Annotated in this window: 8 protein-coding genes; all 8 read left to right on the forward strand. The window is 68.0% G+C overall.

All coding sequences use genetic code 11. The features are described from left to right. Nucleotides 1–562 precede the first annotated feature (562 nt). The 8 genes from MKK65_RS27995 to metH all read left to right on the forward strand — a co-directional run bounded on the left by MKK65_RS27995 (nt 563) and on the right by metH (nt 12581). On the forward strand, nt 563–1945 hold the full coding sequence (locus MKK65_RS27995) for a dicarboxylate/amino acid:cation symporter (RefSeq protein ID WP_058195397.1): 1383 nt from the start codon (nt 563–565) through the stop codon (nt 1943–1945). Further along, nucleotides 1945–2865 (forward strand): ROK family protein, encoded by a 921-nt coding sequence (locus tag MKK65_RS28000; RefSeq protein WP_243961417.1) that lies wholly within the window; start codon nt 1945–1947, stop codon nt 2863–2865. The genes MKK65_RS27995 and MKK65_RS28000 overlap by 1 nt, the downstream gene beginning before the upstream one ends. A 378-nt stretch (nt 2866–3243) precedes the next feature. Then, nucleotides 3244–4989 carry an enoyl-CoA hydratase-related protein gene (locus tag MKK65_RS28005; RefSeq protein ID WP_243961419.1) on the forward strand — a complete coding sequence of 582 codons (1746 nt, stop codon included), beginning with the start codon at nt 3244–3246 and terminating at the stop codon, nt 4987–4989. A 175-nt stretch (nt 4990–5164) separates the two neighbouring features. Next, nucleotides 5165–6061 (forward strand): bestrophin family protein, encoded by an 897-nt coding sequence (locus MKK65_RS28010; protein ID WP_243961421.1) that lies wholly within the window; start codon nt 5165–5167, stop codon nt 6059–6061. 275 nt (nt 6062–6336) lie between these two features. Continuing rightward, nucleotides 6337–7362 carry an ArsR/SmtB family transcription factor gene (locus MKK65_RS28020; protein WP_243961424.1) on the forward strand — a complete coding sequence of 342 codons (1026 nt, stop codon included), beginning with the start codon at nt 6337–6339 and terminating at the stop codon, nt 7360–7362. Nucleotides 7363–7439: 77 nt separating this feature from the next. Further along, nucleotides 7440–8360, forward strand: coding sequence for a methylenetetrahydrofolate reductase [NAD(P)H] (metF, locus tag MKK65_RS28025; RefSeq protein ID WP_243961426.1), 921 nt, complete (start codon nt 7440–7442; stop codon nt 8358–8360). 39 nt (nt 8361–8399) lie between these two features. After that, nucleotides 8400–8651, forward strand: a complete 252-nt coding sequence (locus MKK65_RS28030; protein WP_243961428.1) for a hypothetical protein — start codon at nt 8400–8402, stop codon at nt 8649–8651. A 177-nt stretch (nt 8652–8828) separates the two neighbouring features. Then, on the forward strand, nt 8829–12581 hold the full coding sequence (gene metH / locus MKK65_RS28035; protein ID WP_243961430.1) for a methionine synthase: 3753 nt from the start codon (nt 8829–8831) through the stop codon (nt 12579–12581). The last annotated feature ends 120 nt before the right edge of the window (nt 12582–12701 follow it).

Consider the following 12701-nt stretch of genomic DNA (forward strand, 5'->3'; position numbering starts at 1 on the left):
GAGCCACATGCGGACCCGCCCACGACGGGGCGGAGGTCGGGTGAGAGACCACGGCGGTGGATGCGGGTTCCGGGGGCGTCGCGGCTGCGATGCGGCTTGGGCGGCATGGGCAGTGACCGCTGGCATTGGAGTCGCAGGGTCGGGGCGCTGACAAGACATCGCGACGAGAAAGACGGCAGCGGCCGGGGGTGATGCCCGGTCGGTGCGGCGGGTCGCCGCGAGGATCGGATCCCGCGCGTATCTGGCCGACACCTGGGTCCCCGCGGCGTCCCGCGTCCCTCGTGCTGGGTCTTCTTGGGCCATGCCCCCGGCGCCTTACGGCGGGTGGGGACGATGACGCGTGTTTGGAGATTCGACGCGAAAACTTGGTTCTACCCGGTCGATCCGCATCGAATAGACGTGGGCCGAATATCCGGCGCAACCATTTTTCAGTCGGGGATCGACAGGTTTTTGTCACACTTGCTTCAGGGAGGAAGACCAAGCCGCCGTTGAGGCGGGGGACGATTGTCGTTAGCGTGCCGGCAGATTGGGAGGATGCACGGCAACCGTGCACGGGATGGATATGGCACACGCAACCCACGCGACGACTGCGCCCGGCGCTCCCCGCGAGCCTTGGTACAAGGTCCTCTATATCCAGGTCCTGATCGCCATCGTCCTCGGCGTCCTGCTCGGCTGGTACGACCCGGCCACCGGCAAGGCGATGAAGTGGCTCGGCGACGCCTTCATCGGCCTGATCAAGATGATGATCGCGCCGATCATCTTCTGCACCATCGTGCACGGAATCGCCTCGGTCGGCGACCTCAAGAAGGTCGGGCGCGTCGGCGTGAAGGCGCTGGTCTATTTCGAGGTGGTCTCCACGCTGGCGCTGCTGATCGGCGTGCTGGTCGGCGAGGTGATCCGGCCCGGCGCCGGCTTCAACGCCGACCCGACGAAGCTCGATGCCAGCAAGGTCGCGAGCTACGCCAACAAGGCGGCCGCCGATTCCACCGTCGCCCACATCCTGGCGATCATTCCGAAAAGCTTCTTCGATCCCTTCGCCACCGGCGACCTGCTTCAGGTGCTGCTGATCTCGATCCTCACCGGCGTCGTCGTTACCAGCCTCGGCGAGCGCGCCGCCGCGGTGAACAGCGCGATCGACACCGCCGGGCAGATCTTCTTCAAGATCATCGGCATCGTGGTGAAGCTCGCTCCCGTCGGTGCCTTCGGCGCCATGGCGTTCACGATCGGCGAGTACGGCATCCAGAAGGTCTACGACCTCGCCTGGCTGGTCGGCACCTTCTACGTCACCGCGATCCTGTTCGTGATCGTGGTTCTGGGCAGCATCGCCAAGGTCGCGGGCTTCTCGATCTTCCGCTTCCTCGCCTACATCAAGGACGAGTTGCTGATCGTCGTCGGCACGTCGTCCTCCGAGACGGTTCTGCCGCAGCTGATGACCAAGATGCGCCGGCTCGGCGCCTCGGATTCGGTGGTCGGCCTCGTGGTCCCGACCGGCTACTCGTTCAACCTCGACGGCACCAACATCTACATGACGCTCGCCACGCTGTTCCTGGCGCAGGCGGTGGGGGCGGACCTGACCTTCGCGCAATACGCGACGATCATCCTGGTGGCGATGCTGACCTCGAAGGGCGCCTCGGGCGTCACGGGCGCCGGCTTCATCACCCTCGCGGCCACGCTCTCGGCGATCCCGAACAGCCCGGTCCCGGTCGCCGCCATGACGTTGGTGCTCGGTATCGACAAGTTCATGTCCGAGTGCCGGGCGCTCACCAACCTCGTGGGCAACGGCGTCGCCTGCGTGGTGGTCAGCCGCTGGGAGGGCGAGCTCGACATGGCCAAGCTCAACGAGGTCATGGCCCATCCGGTCTCGATCGGCACCGACATCTCCGACCACGCGCCGCAGCCGATGGGGACCGACAGCAAGGTCACCAAGGTCGCCGCGGCAGAGTGATGCCAGCGCCCACCGGGCAGGCGCGCCTCGGCATCGATCTCGGCGGCACCAAGATCGCCGGGATCGTGCTGGATACCCGGGGTGCGACCCTGGCCGAGGCCCGGATGCCGGCACCGCGCGGCGATTACCGGGCCACGCTCGAGGCCCTGGCCGCCCTGGTGGAGCGGCTTGAATCCGACGCCGGCGCCCCCTGCAGCGTAGGCATCGGCATGCCGGGCAGCCTGTCGCCAGCGACCGGCCGCGTGCGCAACGCCAATTCCCACTGGCTCAACGGTCATCCCTTCGGAGTTGATCTCGCGCGGCGGCTCGACCGGCCGGTGCGGATCGAGAACGACGCCAATTGCCTGGCGGTCTCGGAGGCGGTCGACGGCGCCGGCGCCGGCGCCCGGGTGGTCTGGGCGGTGATCCTGGGTACCGGGGTCGGATCCGGCATCGCCATCGACGGCCGCGTGCTCACCGGCCGCAACGGCATCGCGGGCGAATGGGGCCACGGCCCCCTGGCCGCGCCCCGGGGTGACGAGCAGCCCGGGCCGGATTGCTATTGCGGCCGCCGGGGCTGTATCGAGACCTGGCTGTCCGGCACGGGCCTGGCCGCCGACCACGCCCGACGCCATGGCGGCAGCCTCACCGCCGAGGCGATCGTCGCCGCCGCACGCACCGGCGACGCGCAGGCACGCGACACGCTCGCGACGCATCTCGACCGCCTCGGCCGCGCCGCCGCCCAGGTGGTCAACCTGCTCGATCCGGACGTCATCGTCATCGGCGGCGGCCTGTCCCGGATCCCGGAACTGATCGCCGGCCTGCCCGGGGCGATCGCCCCCCATGTCTTTTCCGACGCCTTCGACACGCCGGTGCGGGCGAGCCTGCACGGCGATGCCTCGGGCGTGCGCGGCGCGGCCTGGCTCTGGGACGCGGAGTGAGCGCCCGCCCCGGGGCGTGACGGCGCGGCCGGCCCCCGACGCGAGATGCGAGCGATCGCGCCGTGCCCATGCACGCGGCCTCCCCAACACGATCCTGGACGACCCGCCATCTGCTACCCGATCAGCAGATCGCCCAAGTCATGCGACCTCGGTCGGCAGCCGACTTGCATCTTGCTTCAAGTTTTTTGACATCATAACATTGGCAAAGCTTAGTGATTCGTTCCATTTCTGCGGTTTAATTATCGCAATCCGGAACAGCATTCTGCTCGAATGCACAGAGATGCAGATATTTTAGCGCGGCAGTCTGAAATTAGACGTCGTCAGGAGGAAAATCCGAGACGTGTCTCGACTCGATGATCGACGCCTTGGACACCCGTGATGCGCGTTCTCTTGGTTTCATCTGCCTTCAACAGCATGACGCAGCGGTTTTTTGTCGAGCTGTCTGATGCCGGATACGAGGTCGCGGTCGAGATCTACGGTGGTGACGAGCAGCGCCTTGAGGAGGCGTTCGCCGCGTTCCGGCCGGACCTGACGATCGCCCCGTTCCTGACCCGGGCGATCCCGGAGCGGATCTGGCGCGAGCATCTGACCCTGATCGTACATCCGGGCGTCGAGGGCGACCGCGGCGCCTCCGCCCTCGACTGGGCGATCCAAGAGAGATGGGACCAGTGGGGCGTGACCCTGCTGCAGGCGGAGGCCGAGATGGATGCCGGCCCGATCTGGGCGACGCGCAATTTCCCCCTGCGCCAGGCACCCAAGAGCAGCGTCTATCGGCGCGAGGCGATCGACGCCGCCGTCTCCTGCCTGTGGGAGGCGCTCGCCAATGTCCAGACGCCGGGCTTTCGACCCCGCCCCCTGGACTACGCCACCCCGACCGCCCTGGGCTGCCTGCGGCCGTCGATGAAGCAGGCGGATCGCCGGATCGACTGGGGCCGGTGCGAGACGGCGGAGGTGCTGGCTCGGATCCACGCGGCCGACGGCGTGCCCGGCGTACTCGACGAGATCTACGGCCTTCCGGTCTATCTCCACGCCGCCTGCGCAGAGCCGGAGCTGCGCGGCGCGCCGGGCGCGGTGATCGCCCGGTCCGAAAGCGGCGCGATCTGCCGGGCGACGGTCGACGGCGCGGTCTGGATTGGCCGGCTGAAGCCGAAGCTGGAGGGCGGCGGCGGGATCAAGCGCAGCGCCGTGGATACGCTGGGCGATCTGATCCCGGGCGACGTGCTCGTCGCCGCCACCAGGCTCGCCCATCCCAACCCGGTCGAGGAGGTGAGGCTCGATCGCATCGGCGACATCGTCCATCTGCACTTCGACTTCCACAACGGCGCGATGAGCACGGTGCAGTGTCGCCGGCTTCAGGCGGCGTTCCGCCAAGCGGCGGAGAGTTCCGCCAAGGTCATCGTGCTGGCGGGCGGCGACGACCTGTTCTCGAACGGCATCCACCTCAATGAGATCGAGGCCAGCGCCGACCCGGCCGCGGAATCCTGGGCCAACATCGTCGCGATGGACGATCTGATCCGCGAGACTATCACCGCCACCGACACGATCGTCATCGCGGCGCTCGGCCGCAATGCCGGCGCAGGTGGCGCGATCCTGCCGCTGGCCGCGGATTTCGTGCTGGCGCGGCAAAGCGTGGTGCTCAACCCGCACTACCGCAACATGGGCTGGCTCTACGGTTCGGAATACTGGACGTACCTGCTGCCCCGTCGGGTCGGCTGGGAGCGTGCCGTCCAGCTGACCGAGGCGTGCCTGCCGATCAGCGGCCGGCGGGCCGCGGAGATCGGCCTCGTCGACGAGGCGATCTCCGGCGACACCGAGCAGTTCGTCCGGGCCGTCCAGGCCTTCGCCGCCGCGCAGGCGGAGCGGCATGCCGCGCTCACCGACCGCAAGCGCCTGCAGCGCGCCGAGGACGAGGAGCGTCGACCGCTCGATGCCTATCGCGGGCAGGAGATGACGCAGATGTATCGCAACTTCTACCAGCCGGACGCGCCCTACCACCGCGCCCGCAGCGCCTTCGTCCAGAAGCGCCCCGCCTGCTGGTCCCCGCTCTCGGTGCGCATGCTGACCGCGTTGAAGCGCCTGGAGACGAACGGGTCGCCCGATCTCGTCCGGGAAGCGTCGGTCTAGCGGGCACGCTTTCGGCTTCGAGCCTCTCCGGACCGCTGCTCACGCTGTCATAGGGGGGGGCGCCGGTCGTCGCAGGCCGGCCCGGCGGAAGCTCACACGAGCGCGTGTCCGGCAGGCCCCTTGTCGGCGCGCGAGGGGCAGGGCAGGAGAGCCCCGCCCTCGCCGCGAAGCCCCGATGATCGTCCGCACCCGGCCCAACCTGTTCACCCTGCTGTTCACCATGCAGGGCTCGATTCTGCCGCGCGTGGCCTGGAAGCTCGTCGGCATCGTCGCGGTCGCCTGCCTGGTTGTCTGGGCGGAGGCGCGCTGGCCCGCCTTCTTTCCGGTGACGGCCGGGGTCGCGCCGTTCACCCTGGTCGGCCTCGCCCTGTCGATCTTCCTGAGCTTCCGCAACAACGCCTGCTACGAGCGCTGGTGGGAAGCCCGGAAGGCCTGGGGTAGCCTGATCGGCGAGGTACGCAACCTCGCCCGCCTCCTGCCGGCGCTGCTGCCGCCTGCCGAGGCAGCGCCGCAGCTGCGCCGCCTGTCCGCCTTCGCGCATGGCCTGCATGCGCGCCTGCGCGGCCTCGACGAGGCCCTGGCGGTGGACGGCAAGGCCCCCGGGGCGGATCTCGGCGGCCCGAATCCCACCGATTCGGTCCTGGCCGCGCTGACCCGCGATCTCGCCGGGCTGATGCAGGCCGGCCGCCTCACCGACATCCAGTTCGGCCTCCTGGAGGCGCGGATCGAAGCGCTGTCCGGCGTGCACACGGCCTGCGAGCGGATCGCCAATACGCCGCTGCCCTTCGCCTACACCCTGCTCGTTTACCGAACCGCCTGGCTCTACTGCCTGCTTCTGCCGGTGGGGCTCACGGGCTCGCTCGGCTGGGCGACCCCCGTGGTGGTGGCGCTGGTCGGCTACACCTTCTTCGGCCTCGATGCCCTCGGGGACGAGTTGGAGGAGCCGTTCGGCACCGAACCGAATGACCTGCCCCTCGATGCGATGGTCCGCGCCGTCGACCGCATCGTCCACCACGCGCTCGGTGAGCCGATGCCGGTGCCGCTCGCGCCGGATGGATACTGGTTGCGGTAGGGCAGGGATCAGCCGGCCCAATTGCACAGAACCGGTTCGCCGCACTCATGCTCGTAGCCCAGCACACTAACGCTGGTTTTCCCGAGCACCCGTTGCACACCGCCCTCTGGCGGCAGGCCGATCCAGCGGACGGCGCGCACGCGCAGGACATGCGCGCCGCCCGCTGCTCGCCGTCGACGCATCTGCGCCGACTCGGCACCGTGCGAGCGAGTCAGCGCGCCGCAGCCGAAACATCACCCTTGCGCGCTTGGAGAAACGGACATAAACATATCTTTATGTCTAACGCTGAGAGTCGCGCCGCGGGATTGATCCCTTTTCCGGAAGCCCTGGGTGTTCTGCGCGCCGCGGCCGAGGAGACGCGCCTGCGCATCCTGGCGCTTCTTACCGAAGGGGAGCTGTCGGTCTCTGACCTCACCGACATTCTCGGCCAGTCGCAGCCGCGCATCTCGCGGCACCTCAAGCTTCTAGTCGAGGCCGGGCTGGTCGAGCGCCACCGCGAAGGCGCCTGGGCGTTCTTCCGGCTGTCCGAGGCTCGCGCGGGCCTCGCCGACCCGCTCCTGTGCGGGCTCGACCGGGCCGCGCCGCCGCTTTCGGAGGATCGGGCCCGGCTGGATGCAGTACGCACCCAAAGGGCCGACGCGGCCCAGACGTTTTTCGCCCGGCTGGCGCCGAAATGGGATGAGCTCCGCTCCCTGCACGTCCCCGAAGCCACCGTCGAGGCGGCGGTGCTCGACGCTCTGGGCGAGCGCCCCCTCGGCAGCCTGATCGACCTCGGCACCGGCACGGGCAAGATGCTTGGCCTGCTCGCCCCCCGGGCCGCCCGTGCGACCGGGCTCGATTCGAGCCACGCGATGCTGTCCGTCGCTCGGGCCAATCTGGAGCGTCAGGGTTTGTCGCGGGTGGACTTGCGCCAGGGCGACATCCATGCCCCGCCCTTCGCCCGGGCGAGCTTCGACGTGGTGGTGGTGCATCAGGTGCTCCACTATCTCGATGATCCGGCCCGCGCCTTGCGGGGCGCCGTGCGCCTCGTGGCGCCCGGAGGCCGGCTCTTGGTGGTTGATTTCGCCCCGCACGACCTCGAATTCCTGCGAACGAGCCAAGCCCACCGCCGGCTCGGTTTCTCCTCCGACCAAGTGTCCCACTGGCTGGCCGAGGCCGGGCTCACGACGGTCGCGACCCGCGATCTGGTGCCCCGGGAGGCTGGCCAGCTCACTGTCACGCTCTGGCTGGCACAGGAGGCGAGCCTTCAGCAGGCGGGCCTCGCCCGCGACGCGGAACCGCTTCAGCGCGCAGTCGCCTGACCTCCGGGCCGGACGACATCCACACAACTCTCTTCACCCAATTCGTCTGAACCGATCGACATAGAGGACGAGACCCGATGCATCGCTCCACCCACCGCGCCAGCCGCGACGGCTACCACCCGATCCGCGTCTCGATCGAATTCTTCCCGCCCAAGACCGACGAGATGGAGAAGGTCCTGTGGTCCTCCATCGAGCGGCTGGCACCGCTCCAGCCGAAATTCGTCTCTGTGACCTACGGCGCCGGTGGCTCGACCCGGGAGCGCACCCACAACACGGTCGCCCGGATGATCCGCGAGACCACCCTCAAGCCGGCCGCGCACCTCACTTGCGTTGATGCCAGCCGCGAGGAGATCGATGCGGTGGTGCAGGCCTACTGGGATGTCGGCGTGCGCCACATCGTGGCCCTGCGGGGCGATCCGGCCGACGGCGTCGGCCACGCCTACAAGCCGCATCCCGAGGGTTACGCCACGACCGCCGAGCTGGTCGAGGGGATCAAGCGCATCGGCGATTTCAAGGTGTCGGTCTCGGCCTATCCCGAGAAGCACCCGGAGGCCGCCTCGCTCGACGCCGACATCGACGCCCTGAAGGCCAAGGTCGATGCGGGTGCCGACCAGGCGATCACCCAGTTCTTCTTCGAGAACGAGGTCTACCTGCGTTACCTCGAGAAGGTCCGGGCCGCCGGGATCACGATCCCGATCATCCCGGGCATCCTGACGGTGCAGAACTTCAAGCAGTCGGCCAACTTCGCCCGCCGCACCGGCGCCTCGGTGCCGTACTGGCTGGCCGCCCGGTTCGAAGGTCTCGACAACGACGTGGAGACCCGCCGCCTCGTCGCCGCCGCCGTGGCGGCGGAGCAGGTGCTCGACCTGGTGGACGAGGGCGTCCAGGACTTCCACTTCTACTCGATGAACCGCTCGGACCTCGTCTACGCGATCTGCCACCTGCTGGGCCTGCGCGCGCAGGCGCCGAAGCTGGCGGCAGAAAAGGCGGCGGCCTAAATTCATCTGCGCCCACACGGCGCAGCAGGGGGCAGGACGATGGCCGGACCGCAGGATATGATTCTTCCGCTTCTTCGGGAGATGCGGACCGACATTCGAGAACTCGGGCAGATAACTGCGCGCGAGTTCACTGTCGTTAAGCAGCGCCTGGATCAGATCGAGGGGCGACTGGCGAATATGCGCGAGGCAATCAACGGCAAATCAGTCCTTGGCCGCTACGCGGCCGCCGAGGTCGAAGAACGCCTCGACGCCATCGAAAAGCGGCTCGCCGTCTTGGAAAAAGCGGGCTGACCCGGGCGATTTCCTGGGCCGGTCCGAAACCAAAAATCCCACCCTCCGCCTCATCCTGGGTGCCGCGCAACGGCCTCGCAGGAAGGCTCCAGGGACCGATAAAAAATCTGAACGCCTCCTTCGAGGCCTCCGCTTCGCTCCGGCACCTCGGCTTGAGGTGGTCTGTTGGGACCGATCATGACTGACTTCCCCCCCGTCGACGGCACCGAGATCGCATCCGCGCTGCGTCAGCGCGCGTCGGAAAAGATCCTCGTCCTCGATGGGGCGATGGGCACCGTGATCCAGCGGCTCGCGCTGACCGAGGCGGATTTCCGCGGCGACCGCTTCAAGGATCACCCGAACGATCAGAAGGGCAACAACGACCTCCTGATCCTGACGCAGCCGGACGCGATCCGGCAGATCCACCTCGATTACTTCCTCGCCGGCGCCGACGTCTGCGAGACCAACACCTTCTCCGGCACCACGATCGCGCAGGCCGATTACGGTCTCGAATCGATCATTCCCGACCTGAACCGGGAGGGTGCGCGCCTCGCCCACGAGGCGGCACAGCTTGCCGAACGCCAAGATGGCCGCCGCCGTTTCGTGGCCGGCGCCATCGGCCCGACGAACCGCACGCTGTCGATCTCGCCGGACGTGAACAATCCCGGCTACCGAGCCGTGACCTTCGATCAGGTCAAGACCGCGTACATGGAGCAGGTCCGCGGCCTGATCGCTGGCGGGGCCGAGCTGATCCTGATCGAGACGATCTTCGACACGCTCAACGCCAAGGCGGCGGTGGCCGCCTGCTGGGCGGTGTTCGAGGAGACCGGGATCCGCCTGCCGATCCAGATCTCCGGCACGATCACCGACCTGTCGGGCCGGACCCTCTCGGGCCAGACCCCGGCGGCGTTCTGGAACGCGCTGCGCCACGCGGACCCGCTGACCTTCGGCCTCAACTGCGCGCTCGGCGCCCGCGAGATGCGCGGCCACATCGCCGAGCTGTCGCGGATCTGCGACACCCTGGTCTGCGCCTATCCGAATGCTGGCTTGCCCAACGAGTTCGGTCTCTACGACGAAAGTCCGGAGGCCATGGGCAAGCTCGTCGGCGAATTCGCCGAATCCGGCTTGGTCAACATGGTCGGCGGCTGCTGCGGCACCACCCCGGACCATATCCGGGCGATCAGCGAATCGGTCGCCGGCAAGACGCCCCGGCAGATCCCGGAGATCCCGCGCCTGATGCGGCTCTCGGGGCTGGAGCCCTTCGTGCTGACCAAGGAAATCCCGTTCGTGAACGTCGGTGAGCGCACCAACGTCACCGGCTCGGCCAAGTTCAGGAAGCTCATCACCAACGGCGACTACGCTGCTGCGCTCGACGTGGCCCGCGACCAGGTCGCCGCCGGCGCCCAGGTGATCGACATCAACATGGACGAGGGCCTGCTCGACTCGCAGAAGGCGATGGTCGAGTTCCTCAATCTCGTTGCCGCGGAGCCCGACATCGCCCGGGTGCCGGTGATGGTCGATTCCTCGAAATTCGAAGTGATCGAGGCCGGCCTGAAATGCATCCAGGGCAAGGCGATCGTGAATTCGATCTCCATGAAGGAGGGCGAGGAGAAGTTCATCGAGGCGGCCCGCGTCTGCCGCTCCTACGGCGCGGCCGTGGTGGTGATGGCCTTCGACGAGCAGGGCCAGGCGGACAGCTACGAGCGCAAGGTCGAGATCTGCACCAAGGCCTACCGGATCCTGACCGAGCAGGTCGGCTACCCGCCGGAAGACATCATCTTCGACCCGAACATCTTCGCGGTGGCCACCGGCATCGAGGAGCATAACGGCTACGGCGTCGCCTTCATCGAGGCGACCCGGACGATCCGCGAGACCCTGCCGCACGCCCACATCTCGGGCGGCGTCTCGAACCTGAGCTTCGCGTTCCGGGGCAACGAGCCGGTGCGCGAGGCGATGCACGCGGTGTTCCTGTACCACTGCATCCAGGCCGGGATGGATATGGGCATCGTCAATGCCGGCCAGCTCGCCGTCTACGACGAGATCCCGGCGGAGCTGCGCGCGCTGTGCGAGGACGTGGTCCTCAACCGCCGCGACGATTCCACCGAGCGCCTGCTGGAATCGGCCGAGCGCTTCAAGACCGGGGCCTCGGCCCAAGCCAAGACCGCCGACCTGACCTGGCGCGAGGCCCCGGTGGCCAAGCGCATCGAGCACGCCCTGGTCAACGGCATCACCGAGTACATCATCGCCGACACCGAGGAGGCGAGGGCCGGCGTCGAGCGCCCGCTCCACGTCATCGAGGGCCCGCTGATGTCCGGCATGAACGTGGTCGGTGACCTGTTCGGCGCCGGCAAGATGTTCCTGCCGCAGGTGGTGAAGTCCGCCCGGGTGATGAAGCGAGCGGTGGCCTATCTCGAGCCGTTCATGGAGGAGGAGAAGCGCGCCAACGGCGGCGACGGCAAGCGCCAGGCCGCCGGCAAGGTGCTGATGGCCACCGTGAAGGGCGACGTCCACGATATCGGCAAGAACATCGTCGGCGTCGTGCTCGCCTGCAACAACTACGAGATCATCGATCTCGGCGTGATGGTGCCGGCTGCCAAAATCCTCGACGTGGCGCGCAAGGAGAACGTCGACATCGTCGGCCTGTCCGGCCTGATCACGCCTTCGCTCGATGAGATGGTCCATGTCGCGGGCGAGATGGAGCGCGAGGGTTTTTCCGTGCCGCTGCTGATCGGCGGGGCCACCACCAGCCGCGTCCACACCGCGGTGAAGATTCACCCGGCCTACGCGAAGGGCCAAGCCGTCTACGTTACCGATGCGAGCCGCGCTGTCGGCGTGGTGTCGAGCCTGCTGTCCAAGGAGACCCGCGACACGACGATCGAGAAAGTGCGCGCCGAGTACGCCAAGGTCTCGGCCGCCCACGCCCGGTCGGAACTCGACAAGCAGCGCCTGCCCCTGGCCAAGGCCCGGGCCAACGCGTTCAAGGTCGACTGGTCGGGCTACGCGCCGAAGAAGCCGGCCTTCACGGATGCGAGGGTGTTCGGCTCCTACGAGGTCGCCGACCTCGTGCCGTACATCGACTGGACGCCGTTCCTGCAGACCTACGAGTTCAAGGGCCGCTTCCCGGCGATCCTGGACGACCCGGACCAGGGTCCGGCCGCCCGCGCCCTCTACGAGGACGCGCAGGAGATGCTCAAGCAGATCGTGGCGGAGCGCTGGTTCAACCCGAAGGGCGTGATCGGCTTCTGGCCGGCCAACAGCGTCGGCGACGACATCGTGCTCTACAAAGGCGAGAGCCGCAGCGACCGGCTTGCGACCTTCCACGGCCTGCGCCAGCAATTGTCCAAGCGCGACGGACGGCCCAACACCTGCCTGTCGGACTTCGTGGCGCCCAAGGAGACCGGCATCGCCGATTACGTCGGCGGCTTCGTGGTCACGGCCGGCCTGGAGGAGGTGCGGATCGCCGAGCGGTTCGAGCGGGCCAACGACGATTACCGGGCGATCCTGGTGAAGGCGCTGGCCGACCGGATCGCTGAGGCCTTCGCCGAACGCATGCACGAGCGCGTCCGGCGGGAATTCTGGGGTTACGCGGCGGACGAGACCTACACGCCCGCCGAACTGACGAGCGAGCCCTATGACGGCATCCGCCCGGCCCCGGGCTACCCGTCCCAGCCCGACCACACCGAGAAGACGCAGCTGTTCGATCTTCTGAAGGCCGAGCGGCGGATCGGGGTGAAGCTCACTGAGTCCTATGCCATGTGGCCAGGCTCCTCGGTCTCGGGCCTCTACCTGGCGCACCCGCAGGCGCACTATTTCGGCGTCGCCAAGGTCGAGCGCGATCAGGTCGAGGACTATGCCTTGCGCAAGGGCATGGATATCCGTGAGGTTGAGCGCTGGCTCGGGCCGATCCTGAACTACGACCCGACGCGGTATCTGGCCGAAGCCGCGGAGTAGGGGGCTCGGCAGGCATCGATCGTCCGCGATGCCTGCCGTGCTTGAACACCCGCCCTGTCGTTCCGAAGCTCGCTGCAGGCAAGAACCCGGAATGATGGAGCATCTCAGCTCCGTCGACGC

It is taken from the genome of Methylobacterium sp. J-001, assembly GCF_022829565.1.
Taxonomy (GTDB): Bacteria; Pseudomonadota; Alphaproteobacteria; order Rhizobiales; family Beijerinckiaceae; genus Methylobacterium.